18 protein-coding genes are annotated in these 26,160 nt (G+C 54.7%); 10 read left to right on the top strand and 8 right to left on the bottom strand.

Translation table 11 applies throughout. The annotated features are described in order from the left end of the window. Positions 1–60 precede the first annotated feature (60 nt). Both RHH53_RS00935 and RHH53_RS00930 read left to right on the top strand, forming a co-directional pair. A complete protein-coding gene (locus tag RHH53_RS00935; RefSeq protein ID WP_302678611.1) occupies positions 61–1,107 on the top strand; it encodes a PstS family phosphate ABC transporter substrate-binding protein in 1,047 nt (348 codons plus the stop codon). 9 nt (positions 1,108–1,116) lie between these two features. Continuing rightward, the gene (locus RHH53_RS00930; protein WP_310743958.1) at positions 1,117–2,607 is read left to right on the top strand and encodes a hypothetical protein; all 1,491 of its coding nucleotides are present in this window, start codon (positions 1,117–1,119) and stop codon (positions 2,605–2,607) included. Position 2,608: 1 nt separating this feature from the next. Here the strand turns inward: RHH53_RS00930 and RHH53_RS00925 are convergent, their stop codons facing one another. The 5 genes from RHH53_RS00925 to RHH53_RS00905 form a co-directional block, all read right to left on the bottom strand. Continuing rightward, on the bottom strand, positions 2,609–3,439 hold the full coding sequence (locus RHH53_RS00925) for a Tab2/Atab2 family RNA-binding protein (RefSeq protein WP_310437850.1): 831 nt from the start codon (positions 3,437–3,439) through the stop codon (positions 2,609–2,611). 176 nt (positions 3,440–3,615) lie between these two features. Next, a complete protein-coding gene (gene cydB / locus RHH53_RS00920; RefSeq protein ID WP_206200665.1) occupies positions 3,616–4,629 on the bottom strand; it encodes a cytochrome d ubiquinol oxidase subunit II in 1,014 nt (337 codons plus the stop codon). Positions 4,630–4,640: 11 nt separating this feature from the next. After that, on the bottom strand, positions 4,641–6,092 hold the full coding sequence (locus RHH53_RS00915; protein ID WP_310743957.1) for a cytochrome ubiquinol oxidase subunit I: 1,452 nt from the start codon (positions 6,090–6,092) through the stop codon (positions 4,641–4,643). A 96-nt stretch (positions 6,093–6,188) separates the two neighbouring features. After that, complete coding sequence (gene gcvP, locus RHH53_RS00910) at positions 6,189–9,059, bottom strand: aminomethyl-transferring glycine dehydrogenase (protein WP_310743956.1); 2,871 nt, start codon at positions 9,057–9,059, stop codon at positions 6,189–6,191. Between the two features lie 36 nt (positions 9,060–9,095). Next, positions 9,096–9,734 carry a class I SAM-dependent methyltransferase gene (locus RHH53_RS00905; protein WP_206200662.1) on the bottom strand — a complete coding sequence of 213 codons (639 nt, stop codon included), beginning with the start codon at positions 9,732–9,734 and terminating at the stop codon, positions 9,096–9,098. Between the two features lie 147 nt (positions 9,735–9,881). On the opposite strand from RHH53_RS00905, the gene RHH53_RS00900 reads away from it, so the two are divergent. The 3 genes from RHH53_RS00900 (at position 9,882) to ctpA (ending at position 13,488) form a co-directional block, all read left to right on the top strand. Further along, the gene (locus tag RHH53_RS00900; RefSeq protein WP_310453120.1) at positions 9,882–11,321 is read left to right on the top strand and encodes a TolC family protein; all 1,440 of its coding nucleotides are present in this window, start codon (positions 9,882–9,884) and stop codon (positions 11,319–11,321) included. Then, the gene (truB, locus tag RHH53_RS00895) at positions 11,321–12,184 is read left to right on the top strand and encodes a tRNA pseudouridine(55) synthase TruB (RefSeq protein WP_302677018.1); all 864 of its coding nucleotides are present in this window, start codon (positions 11,321–11,323) and stop codon (positions 12,182–12,184) included. Before RHH53_RS00900 ends, truB begins: the two co-directional genes overlap by 1 nt. A 65-nt stretch (positions 12,185–12,249) precedes the next feature. Next, a complete protein-coding gene (gene ctpA / locus RHH53_RS00890; protein ID WP_302678605.1) occupies positions 12,250–13,488 on the top strand; it encodes a carboxyl-terminal processing protease CtpA in 1,239 nt (412 codons plus the stop codon). Here ctpA and gor read toward each other — a convergent pair. Continuing rightward, complete coding sequence (gene gor / locus RHH53_RS00885) at positions 13,475–14,860, bottom strand: glutathione-disulfide reductase (RefSeq protein ID WP_310453881.1); 1,386 nt, start codon at positions 14,858–14,860, stop codon at positions 13,475–13,477. The two genes, ctpA and gor, sit on opposite strands and share 14 nt — an antisense overlap. A 47-nt stretch (positions 14,861–14,907) precedes the next feature. Next, positions 14,908–15,189, bottom strand: a complete 282-nt coding sequence (gene pipX, locus RHH53_RS00880) for a transcriptional coactivator PipX (RefSeq protein WP_225901608.1) — start codon at positions 15,187–15,189, stop codon at positions 14,908–14,910. 159 nt (positions 15,190–15,348) lie between these two features. Here pipX and RHH53_RS00875 point away from each other — a divergent pair, with 159 nt between their 5' ends. The 4 genes from RHH53_RS00875 to RHH53_RS00860 all read left to right on the top strand — a co-directional run bounded on the left by RHH53_RS00875 (position 15,349) and on the right by RHH53_RS00860 (position 24,238). Continuing rightward, positions 15,349–16,458 (top strand): S49 family peptidase, encoded by a 1,110-nt coding sequence (locus RHH53_RS00875; protein WP_310743955.1) that lies wholly within the window; start codon positions 15,349–15,351, stop codon positions 16,456–16,458. Then, a complete protein-coding gene (gene trmD, locus RHH53_RS00870; RefSeq protein ID WP_206200656.1) occupies positions 16,458–17,180 on the top strand; it encodes a tRNA (guanosine(37)-N1)-methyltransferase TrmD in 723 nt (240 codons plus the stop codon). The genes RHH53_RS00875 and trmD overlap by 1 nt, the downstream gene beginning before the upstream one ends. Positions 17,181–17,344: 164 nt before the next feature. Next, positions 17,345–21,229, top strand: a complete 3,885-nt coding sequence (locus RHH53_RS00865) for an EAL domain-containing protein (protein ID WP_310743954.1) — start codon at positions 17,345–17,347, stop codon at positions 21,227–21,229. Between the two features lie 9 nt (positions 21,230–21,238). After that, a complete protein-coding gene (locus RHH53_RS00860; RefSeq protein ID WP_310743953.1) occupies positions 21,239–24,238 on the top strand; it encodes a DEAD/DEAH box helicase in 3,000 nt (999 codons plus the stop codon). Here RHH53_RS00860 and RHH53_RS00855 read toward each other — a convergent pair. Next, positions 24,235–25,017 (bottom strand): YaaW family protein, encoded by a 783-nt coding sequence (locus RHH53_RS00855; protein ID WP_190278036.1) that lies wholly within the window; start codon positions 25,015–25,017, stop codon positions 24,235–24,237. The two genes, RHH53_RS00860 and RHH53_RS00855, sit on opposite strands and share 4 nt — an antisense overlap. Positions 25,018–25,200: 183 nt before the next feature. Here RHH53_RS00855 and ccsB point away from each other — a divergent pair, with 183 nt between their 5' ends. Beyond that, positions 25,201–26,160, top strand: coding sequence for a c-type cytochrome biogenesis protein CcsB (ccsB, locus tag RHH53_RS00850; RefSeq protein ID WP_206200653.1), 960 nt, complete (start codon positions 25,201–25,203; stop codon positions 26,158–26,160).

The raw sequence follows: 26,160 nt of genomic DNA, 5'->3' as shown, positions 1-26,160 counted from the left end.
AAGATCAGTGTGGGGACAACCTTGAGCTAGGCTAGGGTCAGAGTTTTGACTGGTTTTGCCATGTCTCGCAATAGCAACCTGCTGCCTTTGCTGGTGTCTCTTGTCCTCACCTGTGGTCTATTGGGGGTGGGGGCGGTGCTCGTGATTCGGTTACTGGGCAATCAAAATCCCCTTGAACAGGTGACTGAAAACTTGGGGGTGCCCCAGAGTACGCCAGAGATGGCGGCTGCGAATTTCAGCGATGTCAGCAATGTTCCCAGTGGTACGTTTCAATACGGGGGCAGTACGACGTGGGCACCGATTCGCCGCGATGTCGATCCCCTGATTCAGTTAGCTTGGCCCAATTTTCGCCTGCGCTACACCAACCCCCCCACCGGCACGCCAGGCTCGGGCAGTGGCATTCGCATGGTTCTCAATAATCAACTTGCCTTTGCCCAGTCCTCGCGCTCCCTCAATCCACAGGAGCGGCAGCAGGCGCAGAGCCAAGGGATAAAATTGCTGGAACTACCGGTGGCGATCGATGGCATCGCGATCGCTGTCAATCCCAACCTCCAGATTCCTGGCCTCACGGTACAGCAAGTGGTTGATATTTATACCGGAAAACTCACGAACTGGAGCCAAGTGGGCGGTCCGAATCTAGCCATTACTCCCTTTTCACGGCGGCTGGAAGATGGCGGAACGGTAGAGTTTTTCGTCCAAGATGTCTTGGGGAACCAGCCATTCAGTCCCAAGGTGGTGATGGTGCGGGATACCACAGATGCCCTACGGCGGGTGGGGGCGACCCCCGGCGGCATTTACTATGCCTCGGCACCGGAAATTGTTGGTCAGTGTAGTGTGCGACCCTTGCCCTTGGGACGGCAGCCCAATCAGTATGTTCCCCCCTATCAGGAGCCCTATGTGGATCCGTCTCAATGTCCACAGCGACGGAATACGCTGAACTATCGCGCCTTTCAGGAGGGCAGTTACCCCCTCACCCGTCGTCTGTTTGTCATTACTAAGGATGACAATAGCCCGGATGCCCAAGCCGGTCGTGCCTATGCAGACCTGTTATTAACGGATCAGGGTCAAGCCGCAATTGAAAAAGCCGGCTATGTCCGCTTGCGCTAGGGGAGCCAGATGTTTGATAAACCATTGAATCGAACCTATGAGCGGATCATGGTGGCCATTGCCAGCGCCAATTTTCTGTTGGTGCTCTTTGATCTCACCTATATTCCCCTACGGGACTTCTGGCTTTTGGGAAAGGTCCGCATTCCCCTGATTCAGCGGGTGATTTATCTGCCCCAGCCCTTGCCGATGACTGCCCTTTATGACCCCATTAAGGGAATCGAACCCCACCGGACGACGGAGCGGTACATCAACACGGTCAACCAACTCCGGCAAACGATTACCACTGAAGGGGTGGATGCCGCGGCGACGCAAGCACTCCTAGCTCAGTTGCGCGAGCAGAGTAAAACTATGGTGGACACCGACCCCTTTGCCCTTGCCAATAAAACCGGCACCCTTGAGCGAATCAAGAACCTGATGCGGTTGCGGGTCTTTGGCGATCGCAATGCCTCCTCTAAACAGTCCTTTGAGCGCTTTTGGAGTCCGGAGTACATCAATGAACGGGACTGGCAGACCAGCCTTGCTTGGTTTGAGGCGCAGATCATTCCCCTGATGGCTACCAACTATTGGCGCCGCTACGGTGAGGATGGAAATTTTATTGACCGCTTTGATGCCATTGATCTTCCCTTCACTCTCCTGTTCTTTGTTGAATTTTTGGGGCGGACGTTTTGGCTGAGTCGCCAGTATCGCGCTTATCACTGGCGAGATGCCATGTTTTGGCGCTGGTATGATGTGCTCCTCTTTTTTCCCTTTTGGTGGTTGGCACCGACGTGGGCATGGCTGCGGATTATCCCAGTGACCATTCGCTTGGATCAAGCGGAGATTATCTGCCTTGATACCCTTGAGCGGCAGGCGTCGCAGGGGGTTGTGGCAGCGATCGCCACCGATATTTCGGAAGTGGTTGTCCTGCAAGTCCTCACCCAACTGCAAAAAGCAATCCGTCGCGGCCAATTGAGTCGCTGGCTACCGCGTGTCTCTGGCGGCCAAGGGAGCAAGACGCTCAATGACATTGATGAACTGGGGGAACTGGCAGCCTTAGTTGTGCAGGTAGTCATTTACCGCGTGATCCCCCAACTGCGACCAGAAGTGGAAGGCTTAGTGGCTTACAGTGTCGATCAAGTCCTGCGGCAAGCGCCCCCCTATCGGCGGCTATTGGAAATTCCATCCCTTGAGGCCTTACCGCGCCACTGGCACCAATCCCTTGCCAAGGAGATTAGCGATCGCCTCTTTCTGCTATTGGAGCAAGCGAGCAAACACCAAGGCAATCCACCCCGCGAAGGCGCATTACTGGTGAGTCAACTGGCGCAAAAATTTGGCCAAACCCTGACTGCCGAACTCCAAGAGGAACAGGTGGGCAAGGTGATTCAAGATCTGTTGGTGATGTGGCTAGAGGAAATCAAAATTAATTTTGTGCGGCAGACCCACCTTGAAGGCATTGAAACGGTTTTGGATGAAACCCGTGCCCTGCAGGAAAGCTTAGAACAGGGACGGCTCAAACCTTAGGCTATTCAAGAGGTTGGAGCAGCCAGAGAGCCGTGTAGGTGGTGTCATTGGGAGTCGGTTGAATGAGAAGAAAGTGCAGACCCTGAGTGGAGCGCAGGCGATCGCGAAACACTTCCCCTGCCCGAGCAATGTCAGTATCTTCAAACGTCAAAAAGACCCAGCGATCGCGCAAGCCGCTGTGCAACACCACCCCACAGGGTTGCCCCGGCACAAACTCCAAACGATAGGGCAGTTGCTCTTGGAACCACCGCGCTAGCTTCAGGGACTTGCGACCGCCATAGAGAATAATTCCCGGAATCAACGTATCGGGAGCCAGCCCCAAAGACTCTGGCAACATTGCCATCTCAAAGGCCAGAATCCGCAGCGGATATTGCATCAGTTGTGCCAAGTCGGGGGGAGTAATTGCTGCAAACTGCCAAGAATCTCCCCAAATATCATCGGGCAGGGGCAATGGCGGCGGCTGCTCAATGGCCAAGGGATCGTAGGCTTCACCGGTGTAGGTTTTCAGGCTTTGGTATTCCTGAGTGCGTTGGCACAGGTAGTGCTTTAGAGCCGGGGTGCGGCGGGTGGCTTCGAGGGGAAGGTTGAGTTCTTGGCAAGCCACTTCCACGAGGCCTAAACTCTGGGGACGAAAAACCTGCACTCGCTGCGGCAGGGGCTGCCCGCAACTTTTAAACTCTGTGGCCAGCCATGAACTGCTCACGAGGGGTTCTGGGCAAAAAGCCGTGTAGTAAAAATTTTCCTCAGGGTCACAAATCACAAGTTCCCACAGATCAAGACCACTGGGGGTACGCAACGGCCGACGGTAAAGGTCAACTTGCCAACAGGACATGGACGGAAATGAGCAGCAAAGGAAGTTAACAGCCTTTTCACAACCATTGAAAGCCGCTAAGCTTGCCGCTAATTCTGCTGATGCGTCCTCAAGCGAGAGAAAAAGGCTATCTGTTGCTATTGTGCCTTGTTTTGCCTCCTCTGCTAGGGTGTTTTAGGCCTGAATTTTTTCAATACCTAGGCCACAACTTTGCCACGAAACACTAAGTAATTGTAGAGATTGTAGGCCAGCATAATTGGAATTAAGAAAGCGACGAAAATCAGCATAAAGACTTGAGCGCTAGGAGAGGCAGCGGCTTCGTAAATGGTGACGCTGGGGGGAATGATGTTTGGAAAAATGACAAAGCCCAAGCCAATAAATGACAGGAGAAACAGTAAAAACGTCCACACTAAGGGCATGACTTCTTCCCGTTTTTGTAAACTACGCAGCAATAGAAAAATCAGCAAGATACCCAAAATGGGAATGGCGGCAAAAATGTAGAACAGCGGTGGCTGAAACAGTTGGGCACGCAGGTGCTCATGGAAAATGGGGGCGCTAATGGTAATCAACACAGCACCGATAAACGTTGTCCAAGCTGCAATCGTGGCCGTGCGGTAGTGGGTTTGCTGCAACTCACCCGTGGTTTTGTAAATCAGATAGGTTGACCCAATCAGCACATAGCCCTGAATCAGCGTCAGTGCCACTAACACCGAGTGCCACGTCAACCAATCCCACATGCCTCCAGCAAAGTGACCCGCAGCATCTACTTTGATGCCCTCAAAAACAGTGCCCACCGCAAAGCCCTGCCCCAAGGCAGCCAAAAAACTGCCAATGCCAAAGGCAAGGTTCCACACCCGTTTATTATTGGCATTCTCGCGAAACTCAAAGGACACTGCCCGCAAAATTAGCCCCACCACCATAATCACTGCGGGTAGGTAAAGGGCATTGAGGATGGTGGCATAGGCCAAGGGAAAAGCACCAAACAGCGACCCCCCCATCAGCACCAGCCATGTTTCATTGGCATCCCAAACATTGCCAAGGCTGGTCATGAGGATATTGCGGCGCCGTTCGTTACTGCTGGTGAGAGAAAGAATGCCAATGCCCAGGTCAAACCCATCTAGGAGAATGTAGAGAAAGAGAAACAACCCTAGGATAAAAAACCATACCTGCGGCAAAAAGTGCTCCAAGGGTGCAAGGGGATTCGGTTCCATGGTGTACTCCCTTATTGTTGAGTTTCTAGGGGACGGCGATCCGGTTGGTGCTCTGCTAGTTTGATGCGGATTTCCAGTTGTTCAGCATTGTGCAGCCCCGGCACCGGCAAGGCAACATTGGGGCCTTTTTGGATGATGCGACTGCCAAAGAAGAGGGCAGCAAAGAAGAAAATGGTGTACAGGGCAACCAAGCCACTAAGGGAAAAGAGCACCACTTGGGGCGGTAAATTGGAGGCCACTTCTGCCGTCCGCAACTGGCCATAGACAATCCACGGTTGACGCCCGACACAGCGGACAATCCAACCGGCTTCGACGGCAAGGTATCCCAAGGGTCCTGCAAAGATCCAGCCCCACCAGAGCCACTGGTAATTGCGTAGGCGATCGCCCTCGAGGCCTGTGCGCCACCAGACAAAAACGGTGACGATCGCGAGAGCCGCGAGGTACAGACCAATGGCCACCATCAGGCGAAAAGAATAGTAAATCAGGCCAATCAAATGGGGGCGATCGCTAGCGTTCCACTCCTTCAAGCCCAAGATCGGTGTGTCTAACTGCGGTTTCAACTCCAGTAGGTAGCTCAGCAGGCCGGGAATTTTCAGTTCCAAGGTATTTGCTTGGGCGGCCTCATTGGGTAAGGCAATCACACTCCAATCGGCAGGGGTGCCTGCGGGTATTGTTTCCCACAGGGCTTCCATGGCGGCTAATTTGGCGGGTTGGTAATGATAGACCTGCTCAGCACTGAGGTGGCCAACAAACACCTGTAGCGGTGCAATCACCAAGGCCATCACCAACACCACCTTCAGGGATTTCGTGAAGAAATTGGGCAGGCGATTTTGCAGTAGATACCAAGCACTAATGCCGCCAATAACAAACAGCGAGGTTTCTAGGGTGGCAAAGAACATGTGGAAAAAACTCTTGACCATGAAGGGGTTGGCAATGGCTTGGAAGTAGTCTTGAACGCGGAACTTACCCTCGACAAAGACGCCCCCCGCTGGTGTCTGGAGCCATGAGTTGGCCGAGAGAATCCAGAAGGTGGAGAGGTTCGCACCAAAGGCGACACAGATGGTCGAAATCCAGTGCATCACTGGCGGTACCCGTTGCCAGCCAAAAATCATAATGCCCAAGAAGCTGGCTTCCAGCATGAAGGCCATGGTGCCCTCAAACCCCAAGACAGTGCCGAAGAAATCCCCCACTGCTTCCGAGAAGGGTGCCCAGTTGAGGCCAAATTGAAAGGCCATGGGCAACCCCGAAGCCACGCCAATACCAAAGTTGAGGATGTACAGCTTTGACCAAAAGCGAGCATGGTGATAGTAGGTCAGGTTCTTGGTTTTCAGCCATAGCCCCTCAATGACCACGAGGTAAATACTCATGCCCGTCGTCAAGACCGGCCAGAGCATATGGAAAATGGCCGTGAGGGCAAATTGCCAACGGGAGAGAACAATGGTATCGAGACTAGCCAAGGTCATAACGCCACCCTAGGGGCTGATCTGCCTTACTTTTAGCAACCCCCTTTGAGCGGTGACAAGGAGAATGGCGAACCGCTGCAAAAATTTCAGCTTTGCTTAAGACTCTGGTGAAGTGATGGGCACTGAGCAACTACACACGAGGTGGCGATCGCCATAGGCATTGTCAATGCGGGCAACCGCTGGCCAAAATTTGTACTCCCGCAGCCAAGGGGCGGGGTAGGCAGCCACTTGCCGTGAATAGGGGTAAGGCCATGGCTCTGTGGCCAGCATCAGGGCGGGATGGGGGGCATTTTTCAGGGGGTTTTGCTGGCGATCGCTGACGCCCGCCTCAATTTCAGCAATTTCGGCGCGAATGGCAATCATCGCCTCACAAAAGCGATCCAATTCCGCCTTGGTTTCACTTTCTGTCGGTTCAATCATCAGCGTGCCCGGCACCGGCCAAGAAATGGTGGGGGCATGGAAGCCATAGTCCATCAGCCGCTTGGCAATATCTTCTACCTCAATTCCCGCGGATTTTTTCAGCGGACGCAGATCGAGAATACACTCGTGAGCCACCAAACCGTGGGCACCTTTGTAAAGAACCGGGTAGTAGGGTTCAAGGCGTTTGGCAATGTAGTTAGCATTGAGGATGGCAATTGCGGTGGCGCGTGTCAACCCCACCCCCCCCATCAGGGTAATGTACATCCACGAAATCGGCAAAATACTGGCACTGCCCCAAGGGGCGGCAGTCACCGGGCCAATTTCCGATCCTTGGGGAATCAGCTGCGTGGTTGGCAAGAAGGGGGCTAAATGCGCCTTGACCCCGATGGGTCCCACCCCCGGCCCACCGCCGCCGTGGGGAATACAAAAGGTTTTGTGGAGGTTGAGATGGCAGACATCGGCACCAAAGTCCGCCGGACGGCACAGCCCCACTTGGGCATTCATATTGGCACCATCCATATAGACTTGACCGCCGTAGCGATGGATGATCTCACAAATTTGGCGAATTCCCGTTTCAAAGACACCGTGGGTCGAGGGATAGGTGATCATCAAGGCCGCTAGGCGATCGCCATAGGTTTCGGCCTTGGCCGCCAGATCCGCCACATCAATATTGCCTTGGGCATCGCAATTGACTGCCACCACCTGCATGCCAGCCATGACCGCACTGGCAGGGTTGGTGCCATGGGCAGAGGTGGGAATCAAACACACATTGCGCTGGCTTTCGCCGCAGCTGTGGTGGTACTGGCGAATCACTAGGAGTCCCGCATATTCCCCTTGGGAACCGGCATTGGGTTGTAGGGAAATGGCATCAAAGCCGGTAATTTCTGCCAGCATTGCCTCTAGCTCACGGAACAGCTGCTGATAGCCTTGGGCTTGCTCAGCCGGGGCAAAGGGATGCAGTTGATTGAATTCTGGCCAACTGATGGGCAGCATTTCCGCCGTGGCATTGAGCTTCATGGTGCAGGAGCCAAGGGGAATCATCGAGGTGGTGAGGGAGAGATCCTTGGCCTGAAGGCGGTGAATGTAGCGCAGCAGGGCGTGTTCGCTGTGGTAGTCCTGAAAGACGGGGTGCTGCAGGTAAGCAGATTGGCGTTTTAGGGTTGGCGGTAGGCGATCGCCCGCGGCAACTGCCGCAGGACTTGTGCCAAAGAGCGCCAGCAAATCCGCCACATCTTGCTCGGTGGTGGTCTCATCGAGGCTGATGCCGACACTGCCATCCTCAAAGTAACGCAGGTTGATTTGCGCCGCTGCTGCCCGCTCCTTGAGCACCTGTACTGGCAGGTTCCCCAAGCCAATGCGTAGGGTGTCAAAAAACTCAGAATGGTAGAGTGGATAGCCCGCTGCTGCTAAGCCTGCTGCTAGGGTCACTGCCCGTTGATGGATGCGCTCAGCGATTTGCCGCAGCCCCGCGGCTCCATGATAGACGGCGTACATACTGGCAACAACCGCGAGGAGAACTTGGGCAGTGCAGATGTTACTGGTGGCCTTTTCGCGGCGGATGTGCTGTTCACGGGTTTGCAGGGCAAGGCGCAATGCTTTTTGACCGAGAGCATCGTGGGAAACCCCCACTAGTCGTCCGGGTAATTGCCGCTTAAAGTCTTCCCGGATGGCAAAGAAGGCGGCGTGAGGCCCCCCATAGCCCAAGGGCACACCAAAACGCTGGGAGCTGCCGACGGCAATATCTGCCCCCAATTCTCCCGGCGGTGTCAGCAATGTCAAGGCCAGCAAATCAGTGGCCACCGTCACCAAGAGTCCCCGTTCATGGGCAGCGGCAATCAGGGCTTCGGGCGATCGCACCGCACCATCGCTGGCGGGATATTGCAAGAGCAGGCCAAAGGCATTCTCCCAAGGCAATTCACTGGCGATCGAGTCAATGGGTACAATCTCAATGCCAAGGGGCAGGGCACGGGTGCGCAGCACTGCTAGGGTTTGGGGATGGCTATCCTGCGCCACCAAGAAGCGGTTGGCTCCCTTTTGACGGCAGGCATTCAAGCTCAGCGTCATGGCTTCAGCGGCAGCCGTCGCCTCATCAAGGAGAGAGGCATTGGCAATGGGCAAGCCCGTTAGATCGCTGACAAGGGTTTGAAAGTTGAGGAGGGCTTCGAGGCGTCCTTGGGCAATTTCCGCTTGGTAAGGGGTGTACTGGGTGTACCAGCCGGGGTTTTCCAGAATGTTGCGCTGAATCACCGCTGGCGTAATGCAGTTGTAATAGCCCATGCCGATGTAGCTGCGCCAAACTTGGTTTTGCTGGGCAAGGGTGCGTAATTTTTGCAGGGCTGCTGTTTCACTGAGACCTTCACCCAGAGCGAGAGGGCGTTGCAAGCGAATTTCCGGGGGAATGACGGCAGTGATCAGCTCCTTGAGGCTGCCATACCCCAACAGGCTCAACATTTTGGGTAGATCGGTGGGCGTAATGCCAATGTGCCGCGCGACAAATTCGGCATCGGTCTCTAAGTTGATCTCCAGTTGGGGCAGTGAACTTACCATCGCTATCGCACTCGTGTTGTAAATCGTTCATATATCTTAATTCTTTGGGCAGGGTTTGCGGGCATGGAGCACCTGCAAGCTGCGCCCGAGGTGGTAGGTCTGCCGCTCGACAGTGAAGCCCTGTAACCGTAGCTGCTCAGCTAAGTCCGTTTGCAGCAGTTGCCAAGCGGTTTCCGTTTCAAAGAGCCAGAAAAAAAGAGCCATCCCCGGCCAAAAGAGAGGCACTTGGGGACGATGAAAATCAATCAGGGCAAACCAGCCACCGGGCTTGAGAACCCGCCACACTTCCGCCACAATGGCACGCAGTTGTTCCGCAGTCATTTCATGCAGCGCCATGCTGGTGTGTACCAGATCAAAGGTGGCATCGGCAAAGGGCATCTTCTCCGCAAAGGCTTCCACATAGGTGGCTTGGGGCACGCGCTGCCGAGCACGGGCGATCGCCTTCGGGGAAGCATCTAGTCCCGTGACCTGATCAAAAGCTTGAGTTAAGGCTTGAGTCACCACGCCATGGGCACAGCAAAGATCTAAAACCACGGCACTGCGGGGTAAGTCCAAATCTTGCCAAGCCAACCGATGCAGGCGATCGCTCCCCCCCACCGTTATTGCTGCGAGGGCACTAATGGTGTCGTAGAGCCACGGATATTGATAGCTCCAAGTGCGTAAAATGGTTGCCACAGCGCTGGATCAAGCCTTGAATTTTGCAGAATTGGAACCAGTTCAGTGTCAGTGTACCGCCTTTTGGGTAACGATTCCTTGAGAAAGGACTGTTATAGTCTTATGTGGTAGCAAGAATCCGTAGTTGTAACGGTGTCGGGAGTGAGCATGGGTCAACCATCCATCTGCCAACAAAGCAGTCTGCTGCTGGGGAGCCTTGTGGCGGTCTTGATCACCATGAGCGGGGGGGCGATCGCCCAACCCAACCCTACGGCCACCGATCTCCTGCCCTTCAATCCCAATCCCGATCCCCTCTATCTCCCGAGTCGTCCCGATCAAGTAAAAATTGATTTGGATCGCCCCATTACCCTCAACGAAGCGATTGAACTGGCGCGGCGGAATAATCGCCAACTGCAAATCCTTGAGGCGCAACTGCAACAAAGTCGGGCGGTTCTGCGCCAAGCGGAGGCGGCTCTCTATCCCAGCATCTCCTTGCAATTGGGGATTAGTCGCACGGATTCAGCGGCGATTCGCCTGCAAAATGCCCAACTACCACCCCCCTTGCAGGCCAATCCCACCAGCAATACTTGGACCAGCACGGTGCAACTGGGCTACAACATTTTCACCTCTGGCCAACGGGATGGCAGTATCAAAGCAGCACAGGAACAGGTGCGCAATGCCGAACTGGATCTGCAGCGAGAATTTGAACAACTGCGGCAGGATGTCACCAATGCCTACTACAACATTCAACAGGCGGAGGCGCTGGTGCGCATTGGTGAAGCAGCGGTACAAAACTCGCAAATTAGTCTACGGGATGCGATCGCCCGCGAACGGGCTGGCTTAGGCACGCAATTCGATGTCCTCACAGCACAGGTGCAACTGGCCAATAACCAACAGCAACTCGTGCAAGCCCAAAGCCAACTGCAAACGGCTCAACGCCAACTGGCACAGCTGCTCAGTCTCAATGACAAAGCCAATGTGCGGGCGGCTGACCCCATTCGGGTAGTTGGGGAATGGAAACTCTCCCTTGAGGAGAGCATTGCCTTGGCGTTTCGGAATCGTGTGGAATTGGAACAGCAACTGACACAACGAAATGCAGCACTGCAGCAGCGCCGGGTGGCCTTGGGGAATCTAGGGCCGCAGTTGGTGGCCGGCGGAAGTTTTAACACCCTTGATAGCCTCACAGATGGGAGGGCACCCCGTTGGGGATATACGGTTGGGGGTCAAATGAACCTGACCCTCTTTGATGGCGGGGTCTCCCGTGCCAGTGCCGCCCAGCAGGAAAGCGCTGCCGCGATCGCTGAAGCCCAGTATGCCGCCTTTCGCAACTTAATTCGCTTTCAAGTGGAGCAGGCCTACTACACGCTCAAATCCAGTCAGGAAAATATCCGCACCAATGAAGTGGCAGTGCGCCAAGCCACGGAGGGACTGCGCCTTGCCCGTCTGCGCTTCCAAGCAGGGATTGGCACCCAAGCGGAGGTGAGCAATGCAGAAACGGCTCTGATTCAAGCCCAGAGCAACCTGTTGAGTTCTACCATTGACTACAACCGAGCGATCGCTGCCCTGCAACGCTTTGTGAGTGGCTTACCCTTGACGGCAACGCCTTGATGTTTGGTTTTTTGAATCTCAATAAACCCCCCGGCTGCACTTCCCACGACTGCATTAACGAACTGCGAAAGCGGCTGCGGCTCAAACGCATCGGTCATGGGGGCACATTAGATCCAATGGCCACAGGGGTGCTGCCGATCGCCCTTGGTGCAGCGACGCGACTCCTCCCCTATTTGAGCGATCGCAAGGCCTATATTGGCACGGTGCGCTTTGGCATCACCACAACCACGGATGACATTACGGGTGACATTTGCCAAGAACAATCTGCCAGTCACCTCACCCTTGAGGCCATTGAGGAACAGCTTCCCCAATTCATTGGCCAGATTGAGCAATATCCCCCCGCCTATAGTGCGATTCAAGTGGATGGCCAGCGGCTCTATGCCCGTGCCCGTGCGGGTGAAGTCGTGAGCGTGCCGCCGCGGATCGTTGAGGTGTACAGCATTGATGTCTTAGATTGGCAAGCAGGATGCTACCCAGTATTGACCCTGCGCATTACCTGTGGCGGTGGCACCTATATTCGCGCCCTTGCCCGCGATTTGGGGGCGGCACTGGGGGTAGGGGGAACGCTGGCAGCCCTGCAACGGATTGAAAGTGGTGGCCTGAGGATTGAGGAGAGCCATTCCCTAGAAAGCATTTCGCCAGAGCATTTACCACTGCGCCCGCCCCAAGCGGTTCTCTCACATCTACCGTGGCTTGAACTCAATGAAGTACAACTCAACGACTGGTATCATGGCCGCGCCGTGATTGGTGAGGGGCTACCGCCGGCGGAGAGGTTCGTGGGCGTCACCTTTGCCGCTACCTGTGTGGGGATCGGAGTGAGTGGGGGCGATCGCCTGCATCCCAAGGTGGTTCTCAAGGCATAACGGTGTCTTCCGAAACATTTTTCTAGTGCTAGCTTAGGAAAAAGAAGCAATCAGCAGGTGAAGGAATGGGGGTTCGTTGGCTGCAACGTCTCATTTGTTGTTTGGTGGTCTTGGTGGGAGTCTGGGGCATTTTCCCCACTGACTCGGCGATCGCCCTAACGGAGGAACAAAAACTCTTTAATGAGGCATGGCGCATTGTCAACCAAGCCTACGTAGATCCCTCTTTTAATGGCCAAAACTGGTGGCTGGTGCGCGAAAAGGCGCTGAAACGTCCCCTACCCAATCGCGAGGCGACCTATGAGGCCATTCAAACCATGTTGGCGAGCCTAGAGGATCCCTTTACACGGCTACTGCGCCCCGCCCAATTTCGTAGCCTGCAAACCACCACGGCTGGGGAACTCACTGGTGTCGGCTTGCAAATTAGCACTGACCCTGAAACCGGTGTCCTCGAAGTGATTGCTCCCATTGATGGCTCCCCTGCTGCCCAAGTGGGGATTCAACCCCGCGATCGCATTCTTGCCATTGATGGCGTCTCCACCACCCAGCTCAGCCTTGATGAAGCCGCCGAAAGAATGCGGGGAGCCGCCGGTTCTGCTGTGCATTTGTTGTTACAACGGGGCAGTGAAGCTCCTCAAGAAATCACCCTGAAACGGGGACACATTGAGATTAATCCGGTTATGGCTGAGGTTCGCCAAGTGCAGGGACACACCATTGGCTATATTCGCCTTGGTCAATTTAGCGCTATGGCGGCCACAGAAATGCGCAAAGCCATTCAAATGCTAGAGCAGCAGGGAGCGGAGGAGTACATTCTTGATCTGCGCAATAATCCGGGGGGACTGTTGCAGGCGGGGGTGGAAATTGCTCAACTGTGGTTGGATTCGGGGGTCATTGTCTATACCGTCGATCGCCAAGGGATTGTGGATAGCCTCAATGCCAGTGGCGGTGCCCTCACCCATGATCCGCTCGTCGTCCTCGTGAATGGCGGAACCGCCAGTGCCAGTGAGATTTTAGCCGGTGCCCTGCAAGATCATGGCCGTGCTCGACTGGTGGGCGATCGCACCTTTGGTAAAGGCTCGATTCAGTCCCTCTTTAACCTCAGTGATGGCTCTGGCCTTGCGGTTACCATTGCCCACTACGAAACCCCTAATCACCACAACATCAACAAAGTGGGGATTGAGCCAGATCGGCGGGTTCTCGATGCTCCCGAGAGTCTCATGGCTATGGGTACAGCAGCAGATCCCCAATATCTGGCGGCCCTAGAGCTGCTCCACAGTCCGGTGCAAGTGGCCACTAACGCAGGGTGACAAACTCCTCCGCCGTCGAGGGATGAATGCCCATCGTGGCATCAAAGTCCTTCTTGGTGGCGCCCATTTTGAGGGCGATCGCGATCCCTTGAATAATCTCAGCCGCATGATCCCCCACCATGTGGGCACCGAGCACCCACTCCGTATTTTTCTCCACCACCAATTTGACGATCACCTTTTCATCTCGACCCGTGAGACTGTGGTACATCGGGCGAAAGGCCGCACGGTAGATTGTCACATTCTCTTCCCCCAATTTCGCCTTGGCCTGCGCCTCAGACAGCCCCACCGAAGCCGCCTCCGGCTGGGAAAACACCGCCGAGGGAATATTCTCATAGCTGAGGGTGCGCGGTAGATTACCAAATTGCGTATCAGCAAAGGCGCGTCCTTCGGCAATGGCTACGGGAGTGAGGTTGACGCGGTTAGTGCAGTCCCCGACAGCAAAAATGTGTTCTTGATTGGTGCGGTAGTATTCATCCACAGCAATGGCGACAATCCCTTGACTATTGGCCGTAAGATGCACCCCCGCCTGATCAAGACCTAGCCCCTGCAAGTTGGGCGCACGCCCCACGGCACACAGCACCATATCAACTTTAGTTTCACAGGCTTGCCCCTGCTGTTCGTAGCGAATGCGGATATTGCCCTTCTTGGTGAGCTTCAAGCCCGTAATGTGGCACTGGGGACGGACATCAATGCCGTGGCGAATCATCCCCTCATAGACACCATCTTGAATGTCTTGATCAAAGCCGCGCAGGGGGCGATCGCCCCGCAGAAAGTGAATGACCTCCGTGCCAAGTCCCTGCATAATGCCGGCAAACTCAACACTGATGTAGCCGCCCCCAAGGATAGCCATGCGCTTTGGCTGCTTGGGCAACAAAAACATCTCCCGCGAGGTAATGCTGTGTTCAATGCCCGGCACATTGGGCTTAATCGCTTCGCCCCCGACAGCAATTAAGATTTTCGCCGCTCTCACTCGCTGTTGCACCTGTCCTTGGCGATCCAGGAGTTCTAGGGTGTGGGGGTCAGCAAAGCGGGCAAAAAAGGGCAGCAGTTCGACCCCGGCTTTGGCAAGGTAGCTAATGTGCAGTTGACTGAGGCGATTTACCTCTTGGTTCACTGCTTGAATCAGTCGCTCCCAGTTCAACTTGGCTGCAACGGGGCGCCAGCCATAGCCGACAGCGTCTTCAAAGAGGTGGCTAAACTTGGAGCCATAGACCATGAGCTTTTTAGGGACACACCCCCGAATCACACAGGTACCACCCACTTTATCCCCTTCGGCAATGGCCACCCTAGCGCCGTAGGAAGCTGCCCGCTTTGAGGCCGCCAAGCCACCGGAGCCGGCACCAATCACAAATAGGTCATAGTCGTAGCTCATCCTTGCTCCCCAAAACCTAGCCTCAGTCTAGCGAAATCTGGATCGGGTTACATGAAGGCTTGGCGATGAATCGCTTGTAGGGCTTGGTATTCAGCAGTTTTGCCAAGACGGCGCAGCGATCGCAACCGCTGTTCAATGAGCATCCGCGCATCGGTGCGACTAATAGACTCAAACGCCATCCCTGCCGGCCGTTGGCTGACAATGAAGAACAGCCGCTGTGCATACAACGTGGTAAAAAGTTGCCGATGCTCATCAATAGGGCACACCCCATAAAGCAAGCCAAAGGTGGGGTGATTGAGATACTGCTCAGCGGTCATCGAGGGTTTCATTCGTAGAGAGAACCTACCTCGCAAAAGGATCGTGACAGGTCAACACGGCAAGGGTGGCTTGTGAGGGGCAAAAACAGGAGAAAACCGCAGGGGGCGGCTAAAATAAGTAAAACATTTGACTAAAAACTTTTCAGATTATACTCAACCCTTTCCTCCTCTATGACGCGCTCCCTTCCCCCCTTTTGGCCCAGTGTGTTTCACCGCTGCGGTGTGATCTTTTTTGGCACGCTAACGTTTTTTTTCACATTGGGGGTGGTGGGCTTCAGTGCCACGATTTTCTTTGCCCTCCTCGGGGTCTTGTTGGCGCCCGCCAGTGAAACCAGTCCCTACGAGCACGTCAGTGGCAAGGAGGGCAGTCGCGATCGCATTCTCAGAATTGACATTACTGGGCCAATTCTCGGCAGCCCGCAAAACGAAGAAGATAGCTTCTTTGCGCCCCTTGTCGGTGTCACCTACGGCTATGAAGTGCAGCGGCAGTTGGCAGAGGCGGCTAAGGACGAAACGATTAAGGCTGTCTTTGTCAATATCAGCACTCCCGGCGGCACGATCTTTGGCTCGCAGGCGATCGCCGAAGGCATTAGAAGCTACCGCGCAGCCACCCAAAAACCGGTCTATGCCTTTATTGAGGGCATTTCTGCCTCCGGTGGCGTTTGGGCTATGGTGACAGCGGATCGGATCTACGCTGATCACGGCAGCATGATTGGCAGTATTGGCATTCTCGGCCCTAGTGTTTTCTACTACGATCGCCCCACCAGTCTCGATAATGGCCTATTGATGGGAGGCGTTACTGCCAACCGTATTGAAGAACGGACACTGAGCGCCGGTCGTAGCAAAGATATTGGCAATCCCTTCCGTCGCCTCACCCCCCAAGAAATTGAGGTCTTCCAAGCCGGCCTTGAACAGGAGTACAGCAAGTTTATTAATCATGTGGCGCAGGCACGGGGCATTGATCCCAGTGTTATTCGCAACAAAATGGGAGCAATGATTTTCAGTAACGAGCAGGCGCAGCGCTATCGCCTCATTGATAGCACCCGCAGCCGTCCAGACACCCTCAGTGCCCTTGCTAGTGCTGCCAAGCTCAAGGAAGGAGAATATGCCCTTGTCCGTTTTCGGCGCGATCGCTCCCCTTTGATCAATCAACTCTTTGGTGTCCAGTCACCTCCCCCAGCACCAGAAACCCAGCAGGTGTGGAAACAAGAGCAACTGTGTGCCCTCAGCCAATTGCGCGCCCTTGCCTACTATGGTTCCCTCTCTTGCCACCGCCAGTAATGCGTTTCGATATTATTACCCTCTTTCCAGAGTTCTTTGCCTCCCCCCTCGGCAGTGGCTTAATGGCCAAAGCCTTGGCACGCGGGATTGCCGAGGTCGTCCTGACGAATCCGCGTGACTTTAGTACTGATAAGCACCAGCGGGTGGATGATGAACCCTACGGGGGGGGTGTGGGCATGGTGATGAAGCCTGAACCCCTCTTTGCGGCGGTGGAATCGCTGCCCTCCTTGCCCCGCCGTGAAGTGATCTATGTCACCCCCCAAGGGCAACCCCTGACCCAACAGCACCTCTGGCATTGGTCGCAGGAGCGAGATCAACTAGTGATTCTCTGTGGTCACTATGAGGGCGTGGATGAGCGGGTCGTCCAGCATTTGGTGACCCAAGAGATCTCCATTGGCGACTTTGTTCTCACTTGTGGGGAAATTCCAGCTCTGGTGATTCTCAATGGTGTGCTGCGACTGCTGCCCGGCACGGTGGGCAAAGCGGCTTCCCTGCATCAAGACAGTTTTGAGGACGGTTTATTGGACTATCCCCACTACACTCGACCCGCAGAGTTTCGAGGGTGGACGGTACCGCCGGTCTTACTTTCTGGTCACCATGGGGAAATTGCTGCTTGGCGGCGGGCACAGCAAATTGAACGCACTCGCCAACGCCGCCCAGATCTGTATGCGCGCTGGCTGGCTCAGCGGGAAGCCACACTCAAAACCAAGGAAGGAGAATAGGAAATTACTTTATACTTCTTAAGAAAATCAGTTATAAATCAGTTATATGTCAAAAAAAAAAAAAATAATAGCAAGTACCATCGTAATTATTACGAATATGTAATCAGAAAGCTGCTGCGCTTAGCTTTAGTCAGGAGCCCCAGTAACTTCCTACGATTAATCCTATGGATAGTTTGTTCCCCACTTTCCTAAGGCCTGCCACCCCCAATGCCAGTGGCGGTGCAGATTCAGTGATCGACCGGTCAGATGGAATGGGGAAAAGTGATGGGGGGCACTACCTAACAGCAATCCTAGGGGCGTTACCAATTGCTGTGGCTCTTGCTGATCCCGCGGGGGAAATTAGCTACATTAACCCCTTTGGCCAAAGACTCTTGGCGGTGACGGATCCCCAAGCGGCGGCAGCCGACATTTGGGCAAATCTGCAGGTTTACTACTGCGGTAGCGATCGCCCCTATCCCAAGGAAGAGTTGCCCAATAGGCAAGTCCACCAGCGTTTAGAACCCTGTTCTGTGGCCGTAGATCTGCTGTTGAGCGATCGGCGATTAACCCTAGCAATCCACGCCCGCCCCATTGTTGATCCCAGCGGCAATCTGCAGTGCATTGTGCTCACGTTTCAGGACATTACTGGGCACCAACCTCAGAAAATACAGCCCCAAGGGCTTGCCTGTTCTCGTCAGCAGCAGCCTGATTCTAGGCAGTGTGACTCCGGCATCTTCCAAGACCAAGGTGATTTTCTTCTATCCCTGCACCCAGATACCACCATCCTATTTGCCAATGAGGCCTTTTGCCGCTTCTTTAACTGTTCTGCTGCTGAAGTCATTGGTCGCCCCTTAGGGGAGTTGGTCTGCTGTGAAGATGCCGTTTGTTTCCAAGCGCAGGTGATGCAGCTTACACCCGCTGCGCCCCTATTTACCTGCGAAAGTTGCCTACCTCATCCCCAAAAAGGGAGTCGCTGGATCCAGTGGCTGAATTCAGGGGTTTTTACGGCTGATGGTTCCCTCAGTGGGATTCAATCCGTTGGCCGAGATGTGACCACGCTCAAAAATCAACTACTGCGCGAGCAGGCTCTCAATCGTGTCATCCAAGCCATCCGCAATTCCCTTGACCTTGAAACCATCTTTGACACCGCTGTGCGGGAAATTGTGGAAATAGGGCTGGGATGGGATGCCTGTGTGGTTCGCTACCTTCCGGAAAGGCAGGTGTGGCAGCCGGTTGCTGAATATCACAGCGATGCCAATGCGCCGCGGTTTCTTGGCTTTGAAATCCCAGATCAGGACAATCCCTTGGCCACACGGCTGAAGGCAGGAGAAGTGGTTGCCATCGCCGACACCTGCCAACTGACCGATGCAGTGAATCGAGCCTTTGCGGAACAATTGCCGGGGGCATGGTTACTGGTGCCTTTGATTGTTAAAGAGCGCCCTTGGGGCAGCCTGAGTTTGTTTGTGCCGCACCAAACCCATGCGTGGTCAGAAGTGGAAATCAATTTTATGCGTACCATTGCCACCCAACTGGAGGTGGCGGTTTACCAGGCCAATCTATACGCCCAAGCCCGCAAAGAACTGGCTAAACGTTCCCGTCTTGCCGCGGCATTGCGCAAGAGTGAAGAACGGTTTCGTTTGACAGCTCTTCACCTACCTGGTGCCCTGTTTCGCTATGAACAGTACCCCGATGGTCGCAATCGGGTATTTTATCTGAATCCAATGTGCGAACGTCTTTGGGGCATCCCGGCGGCGGTGGCTGCTGAGGATGGTGAAAGTTTGTGGCAGCTGGTACATCCAGAGGATCGGGAAGCCACATGGCAATCGGTTCTCTATTCTGCGGCAAATTTGACGCCATGGCTTTGGCAATGGCGCATTATTCATCCCACCAGCGGCGAAGTGCGCTGGCTAGAGGGTGCCGGACAGCCCACACTGGCGGCTAATGGGGTCGTGGTCTGGTACACCGTGATGTTGGATGTCACTGAGCGCCATTTGGCCGAAGAGCGCCTCAAGGAGCAGCAGGCCCAGCTAGAGGTGGCTATCCGTGCTTCCAAGATTGGCTTTTATTTTCATGACCTCTCTACGGGAACCATGCTTGTTTCGCCAACCCACAGAGCCCAGCTGGGCGACCTGCCTAGGACTGAAGCGTTCAGTTGCGCAGATTGGCAGGAGCAACTCCATCCCGAGGATCGCGATCGCGCCCTTGCGGCCTACGAGCAATTTCTGCGCGGTGAAGCGGACTATGACATTGATTTTCGCCTGCGCCACCACGATGGAACCTACCGCTGGTTCCACAGCAATGCCGTGTTAATTCGGGATGCCCAAGGTCGCCCCTCTAAGGTGGTGGGTACCCATATTGATATTACAGACCGCAAAGCTGCTGAACTGGCGCTGCGCGAAAGCGAAGAACGCTATCGACTGCTGGCGGAAAACATGACCGATATTGTGTGCCTTTTAGATCGGGAAGGCCGGTGTTTGTATGTTAGTCCCTCCTATGAAACCCTATTGGATTGGTCTTCTGGGAGGCTCATTGGTCAGCATTTTACGCAGTTGTGCCATCCCGATGAGCGATCGCGGGTCAAGCAGGAACTGCAACAGATGCTTCAGCAGCAGCGGTTTTGGCCCATCACCCATCGAGCCTGTACAGCGAATCAGGAGTTGCTCTGGCTAGAAACCCTCTTCAAGCCCCGCTACGACAGTCAGGGACAATTGCAACAGTTGCAGACCAGTTCCCGCGATGTCACCAGTCGGGTACAGGTGCAATTGCAGCTAGAGCATGAGGCCTATCACGATCCCCTGACAGGGTTGCCCAACCGCCTCTACTTCATGGAGCAGTTGGCAGCCACAATTGCCGCAGCTCAAAGGAATCCTGAGCTTCACTATGCCGTGCTGTTTTTGGATGTGGATCGCTTTAAGGTGATCAATGACAGCCTCGGCCATGCAGTGGGCGATCGCCTGCTCATTGCCTTTGCCACTTTGCTGCGGCGTCTCATCGAAAATAGGCATATTGTGGCTCGCCTCGGCGGAGATGAGTTTGTGATTTTGGCAACCGCTTTACCCAACTTGGAGAGTGCCATTGCTCTTTGCGAGCAAATTACCCGTTGCCTCCAAGAACCCTTGGTCGTAGAGGAGCGGCAAATTTTCCTCAGCAGTAGTATTGGTGTCGTCTTTGCCCAAAATGAGTATAAAACGGCTTTTGCTGTCCTTAGGGATGCCGATATTGCCCTGTATCAAGCGAAAGCCCACTCCACAAGACGCTACGCCATCTTTAACGCCCAGATGTACGAACAGGTGCTAGAGCGCCTCCACCTTGAACACGATCTGCGCCATGCCCTCAGCCATGGAGAACTGCAGCTGTTTTATCAGCCCTTTTTTAATTTGGCAGATCAACAACTGGTGGGCATGGAGAGCCTAGTGCGTTGGCAACATCCTGAACGCGGACTGATTCTGCCGGGTGCTTTCATCTCAATTGCTGAGGATACAGGGCTGATTGTTGACCTTGACAAGTGGGTTTTGGAGCAGGCTTGTCGACAGTTTTGGTTGTGGCAACAGCAGTTCCAAGGGGCAGCCAACTTGATCCTGAGTGTGAATGTCTCGGCCAAGACACTGAAGCACCCCAGTTTCCTCCACCACCTTAGCCGCATTCAGCAACAGTATCCCTTGGGCAGAGGACAGTTGGTTCTAGAACTCACCGAAAGCATCGCCCTTGAATTGGGCAGTGAAATGCTGAGTCTCCTAGAGTCACTGCGGGAGCGCCACATTGAAATTAGTATTGACGATTTTGGAACGGGCTATTCCTGCCTGAGTTATCTCCACAGCCTACCGATTCACCACCTCAAGGTGGATCGCGCCTTTGTCCAGCAATTGGAAGACAACCAGCGCAACCTCAAAATTACCAAGATGATTTTAGTCCTTGCTCAGGAGTTGGGCTACCGCGTTATTGCCGAAGGGATTGAAACCCACGAGCAACTGCACATCCTGCAGCGACTGGGGTGTGATTATGGTCAAGGGTATCTCTTTGCCCGACCCATGCCTGCTGAAGCACTCGCATCCCTCTTGAAAGCCCACTAAAATATTGGCATGGCTGTTTTCCGTGGGACGTGGCTGGCAACGCCGACGCCGCGCTTTTTTGTATGGGCAGAAGAATGGCGATCGCTCACTCAGGCAATCACGCCTTGGGTTCCGACTGCTGTGCCTGTTTATCCCTATGCCACCCAACTGAAGACACCTCCGCTGGTCAAGGCCAGTCCGAGTGTTGCCTATGCTGCTTTGCCCGCACAGATTCAGGAGCATCACCTATTACCGCCTCCCCTAGCGGAAGTCAACGGCGAACCGCTGTTTCTCTGGCAGGTGCCGGGTTGGGCGATTCCTGCCTCAGGGGTTTTAGAGCAACTACATCAACTGGGTCTTCAGGGTCGCGAAAGCGCTGCTATTGGCGATGATCTGCGCTATTGGCTGCACGTTAGTCGCTGGTTACTGGATTTAATTGTGCGCGGCCAATACTTGCCTACGGCTGAAGGGTGGCGGATTCTGCTCACCCATGGGGGCGATCGCGATCGCTTTCGGCAATTTAGCCAACGGATGCCGCATTTATGTCGCTGTTATCAAACTGATGCCACGGCGCTGCGGTTTCCGCCCCATGCCACCGATCTATTGGCAGATTTTCTGCACCACACCTTGCAGGGCTATCTCCACACTGCCCTTGCCACCCTAGAGTTACCCAAAGTGGGCTTGGCTAAGGAGCATAGTCACTGGCTGACTTTCCTCAAAACAGGGCAAGCAACGGAACTGCCGCCTTCTTTTGTGGAACGGCTCCAACGTTGGCAAGAACCCTACCGCGAGCAGTTGGATCTGCGCCCCCAATGGCGCTTGGCACTGCAACTGGTGCCCCCAGATACTGCCGAGGGTGATTGGCGCTTGGCCTTTGGCCTACAAACGGAGGGCGAAACGGAAACGATGCTGGCGGCAGCCGAGATTTGGCAATGTACGCAAGAGTCCCTCCTCTATCACGGACAAGTGCTCTGGCAGCCCCAAGAAACCCTGCTGCGGGGACTGGGTTTGGCCTCACGCATTTATCGTCCCCTCGATCGCAGTCTCCAAGAACCCTCCCCTGTGGGTCTGACGCTGCAAACCACGGAAGTTTATGCCTTCTTGCAAAGTGCCATTCCGCTCCTTGAGCAGCAGGGGGTTGCAATTATTGTGCCGCCGAGTTTGCGCCGCAATAGCGCCCAGCATCGCTTGGGTCTGAGGATGATTGCTTCATTGCCGCCCACCGCCACCAGCGGCTTGAGTATTGAGAGCTTGATGCAGTTTCAGTGGCAATTACAGTTGGGGCAGCATCCCCTCTCGGAAGCAGATTTTGATCAACTGCGCCGCCAAGAGAGTCCCCTTGTTTATCTCAATGGTGAGTGGGTGCTGCTGCGTCCCCAAGAGGTCAAGGCCGCTCAAGAGTTTCTCCAGTCTCCCCAAAAGACCCAGCTCTCCCTTGCCGATACGCTGCGCATTGCCACCGGGGATACGGTAACGGTGGCCAAGTTACCCATTCTTGGTTTAGACGCCAATGATGCCCTTCAGGCACTACTCGATGGCCTCACGGGTAAACAAACCCTTGATCCAGTGCCGACACCGCAGGAATTTTGTGGTGAACTGCGTCCCTACCAAGCGCGAGGGGTGGCGTGGTTGAGTTTCTTGGAACGCTGGCGGTTGGGGGCTTGCTTGGCCGATGATATGGGCTTAGGGAAAACGATTCAACTGTTGGCCTTTTTGCTCCACCTTAAGGAAGCAGGACGTGCCTACCGACCGACACTGTTGATCTGTCCCACCTCGGTACTGGGCAACTGGCTACGGGAGTGCCAAAAATTTGCACCGACATTGCGTGCCTATGTCCACCACGGCAGCGATCGCCCCAAGGGCAAGGCATTTCTGAAAAACGTCGAAACTCACGATCTGATTCTCACCAGTTATGCCCTCCTGCAGCGCGATCGCGCCACCTTGCAACAGGTGTCATGGCAGCATCTGGTCCTCGATGAAGCCCAAAACATCAAAAATGCCAACACCCAGCAGTCCCAAGCGGCACGGGAACTCTCCGCCCAGTTTCGCATTGCCCTGACGGGAACCCCCCTAGAAAATCGTCTCCTTGAACTCTGGTCGATTATGGACTTTCTGCATCCGGGGTACTTGGGCAATCGCACCTACTTTCAGCACCGCTATGTGCGACCCATTGAACGCTATGGTGACACTACCTCCCTCAACGCCCTGCGCACCTATGTTCAGCCCTTCATTCTACGGCGCCTGAAAACTGACCGCAGCATTATCCAAGACCTGCCCGAAAAACAGGAGATGCTGGTCTATTGCGGTCTCACCCTAGAGCAGATGCAGCTTTACACTGCGGTGGTGGAAGACTCCCTTGCTGCCATTGAAAATAGTGAAGGTATCCAGCGGCGCGGCCATATCTTGGCTACGCTGACCAAACTCAAGCAAATCTGTAACCATCCCGCCCAGTATCTCAAGCAGGAAGACTATGCCCCCGATCGCTCGGGCAAGTTGCAACGCCTCATAGAAATGTTGCAAGAGCTTCAGGAAGTGGGCGATCGCGCTCTTGTCTTTACCCAATTTGCCGAATTTGGCACCCACCTGAAAACCTATCTCGAAAAGGCACTACAGCAGGAGATCTTTTTCCTGTCGGGACGCACCCCCAAAGCGCAGCGAGAACTCATGGTGGAACGCTTTCAGCACGATCCTGAGGCACCCACGGTCTTTATTCTTTCCCTAAAAGCGGGGGGCGTGGGCTTAAATCTCACCCGTGCCAATCATGTCTTTCACTACGATCGCTGGTGGAACCCCGCGGTTGAAAATCAGGCCAGCGATCGCGCCTTCCGCATTGGCCAAGCCCGCACTGTCCAAATCCACAAATTTGTCTGCACGGGTACCCTTGAAGAAAAGATCCACGAGCAAATTGAGCAGAAAAAAGCGCTTGCGGACATGATTGTGGGCAGTGGCGAACAGTGGTTAACCGAACTCAACCTCGATCAACTGCGGCAACTGCTCACCCTGGACAAAGAGCGGATGATCACACTCTAGGCCATTGCCCACTGGGATGCCTGCTCACCGCGTAGGAGGCGAATTTGGGCGATCGCGAAAATGGTGGGAATAATGCGCGCATAGTTGGTGGAAATGGCACGCCAACCCAAGTCGGCAATAAACCACACCCACAAAGCTGTACTGGCAAAGGCTAAGACGCTGCGACCGAGGGCAAATTTAGCGGCTCCCACGGCAGCGCCCCGAGACACCAAGGGAGTGATGGAGAGCTTGTACCCAGCAAAGTGAATGGCAAATTGACGAGCCACCTGCTGCACCACCATGGAGCGGACAACAGAACTGATGGCGATCGCCGCGCCTCCCTCTAGGATCAGGCGTACAGTTTCCATAGAAATCGGGTGGCCGTTGCGCAGTTCGGGCAAGCTATCTTGGATTTGGGCAGCCAAGACCTTGCGATCCTCATCCCCCAGCTTTTTCCACATCCGCTGCAACACATTCAAGAAGATTTCCATTTCCAGTTCGGGGACTGTCCAACTGGGGGAAAACTTAATTTTCAGATAGCGACAGACCCGCATCAACGTTTGCCGATAGCTGATTTGCTGTGCTTTGCCCTTGAGTACTGTCAGACCATCTGCCGCCAAAAAGCGAAACCGCTCCTCAATATCATCGAGCCATGCTTGGCGATCCTGAGCTTGGACGGCAATGGGATCCGGCGTTGTGAGATAGTCCAAGGGATTGAGCCGACGACGAAACAGAATTTCTGTTAGGTCTTGCAACTCCTCCTCCGTCGCCAATTCCAGCGCAGCCCGTAGCTCGTTCATGGGGTTCTCGCTCCAGCAGCAGCACAATAGAACATGATGATTCTTCACCCCTGATTATAGAGATTCAGGCTGAAATTGTGGTACAGCCCTTTTCACAAGAATGGGAGATGCGCCACTATCCCAGAAAAGCACGGTTCGGACAGTACAATACAAAAGAGTAGCAGGCTGGCAAAATAAAAAGCTATGGATTTATTAACCCTAGAAGGTTGGCTCGATAACAGTGCCTTTGCGGTGCTTTTGATCACGATGTTGCTCTACTGGTGTGGGGCAGCGTTTCCCCAATGGCCTGTTCTCACGGCTGCGGGTCGCACGGGGATGGCGATCGCCAATCTCTGTATTACGGGCCTGCTGGCGGCGCGTTGGATTGAGGGGGGCTACTTTCCCATCAGCAATCTCTATGAATCCCTCTTTTTCCTGTGCTGGGGTTTGACAGCCATGCACTTTGTCGCCGAGTCCATCAGTGGCCAGCGCCTTGTGGGGGTTGTTACTGCACCCGTTGCCATGGGAATTACGGCTTTTGCGGCTCTCTCGCTCCCCCCGGAAATGCAGCAGTCAGCGCCTCTGGTGCCTGCCCTGAAGTCCAACTGGTTAATGATGCACGTCAGTGTGATGATGCTCAGCTATGCCACGTTGATGGTGGGGTCACTGCTGGCGATCGCCTTCCTAGTGGTCACATGGGGCAAACCCGTCAGCCTTAAGGGCAGCTCTGTGGGCACAGGCAGCTTCCGCAGTCGCGCGCCAGAACCTTCCTTAGAACCCTCGACTGGGGGCGGTGGCACCACGGTACTGACCCAACCCACCCTGCAATTGAGTTTGCAACGCCTCACCTTGGCTGAGACCCTCGATAACTTGAGCTACCGCATGATTGGTCTTGGCTTCCCACTGCTAACCATCGGCATTATCTCTGGTGCGGTCTGGGCAAATGAGGCTTGGGGGGCGCCTTGGAGTTGGGATCCCAAAGAAACTTGGGCACTGATTGTCTGGCTGGTGTATGCTGCTTATCTCCATGCCCGCATGACCCGTGATTGGCAGGGGCGCAAGCCGGCGATTCTCGCCACCGTTGGCTTTGGGGTGGTCTGGGTGTGCTACTTGGGGGTGAACCTGCTGGGGAAAGGTCTACACTCCTACGGTTGGTTTTTCTAG

This window comes from Thermosynechococcus sp. PKX82 (genome assembly GCF_031583255.1).
GTDB lineage: Bacteria > Cyanobacteriota > Cyanobacteriia > Thermosynechococcales > Thermosynechococcaceae > Thermosynechococcus.
This window is presented reverse-complemented; position numbering and strand designations above follow the sequence as displayed.

Coding starts and splice junctions, on each gene's coding strand:
- RHH53_RS00935 (WP_302678611.1), top strand. CDS start 61: ATGTCTCGCAATAGCAACCTGCTGCCTTTGCTGGTGTCTCTTGTCCTC.
- RHH53_RS00930 (WP_310743958.1), top strand. CDS start 1,117: ATGTTTGATAAACCATTGAATCGAACCTATGAGCGGATCATGGTGGCC.
- RHH53_RS00925 (WP_310437850.1), bottom strand. CDS start 3,439: ATGTCCTGTTGGCAAGTTGACCTTTACCGTCGGCCGTTGCGTACCCCC.
- cydB (WP_206200665.1), bottom strand. CDS start 4,629: ATGGAACCGAATCCCCTTGCACCCTTGGAGCACTTTTTGCCGCAGGTA.
- RHH53_RS00915 (WP_310743957.1), bottom strand. CDS start 6,092: ATGACCTTGGCTAGTCTCGATACCATTGTTCTCTCCCGTTGGCAATTT.
- gcvP (WP_310743956.1), bottom strand. CDS start 9,059: ATGGTAAGTTCACTGCCCCAACTGGAGATCAACTTAGAGACCGATGCC.
- RHH53_RS00900 (WP_310453120.1), top strand. CDS start 9,882: ATGGGTCAACCATCCATCTGCCAACAAAGCAGTCTGCTGCTGGGGAGC.
- truB (WP_302677018.1), top strand. CDS start 11,321: ATGTTTGGTTTTTTGAATCTCAATAAACCCCCCGGCTGCACTTCCCAC.
- ctpA (WP_302678605.1), top strand. CDS start 12,250: ATGGGGGTTCGTTGGCTGCAACGTCTCATTTGTTGTTTGGTGGTCTTG.
- gor (WP_310453881.1), bottom strand. CDS start 14,860: ATGAGCTACGACTATGACCTATTTGTGATTGGTGCCGGCTCCGGTGGC.
- pipX (WP_225901608.1), bottom strand. CDS start 15,189: ATGAAACCCTCGATGACCGCTGAGCAGTATCTCAATCACCCCACCTTT.
- RHH53_RS00875 (WP_310743955.1), top strand. CDS start 15,349: ATGACGCGCTCCCTTCCCCCCTTTTGGCCCAGTGTGTTTCACCGCTGC.
- trmD (WP_206200656.1), top strand. CDS start 16,458: ATGCGTTTCGATATTATTACCCTCTTTCCAGAGTTCTTTGCCTCCCCC.
- RHH53_RS00865 (WP_310743954.1), top strand. CDS start 17,345: ATGGATAGTTTGTTCCCCACTTTCCTAAGGCCTGCCACCCCCAATGCC.
- RHH53_RS00860 (WP_310743953.1), top strand. CDS start 21,239: ATGGCTGTTTTCCGTGGGACGTGGCTGGCAACGCCGACGCCGCGCTTT.
- RHH53_RS00855 (WP_190278036.1), bottom strand. CDS start 25,017: ATGAACGAGCTACGGGCTGCGCTGGAATTGGCGACGGAGGAGGAGTTG.
- ccsB (WP_206200653.1), top strand. CDS start 25,201: ATGGATTTATTAACCCTAGAAGGTTGGCTCGATAACAGTGCCTTTGCG.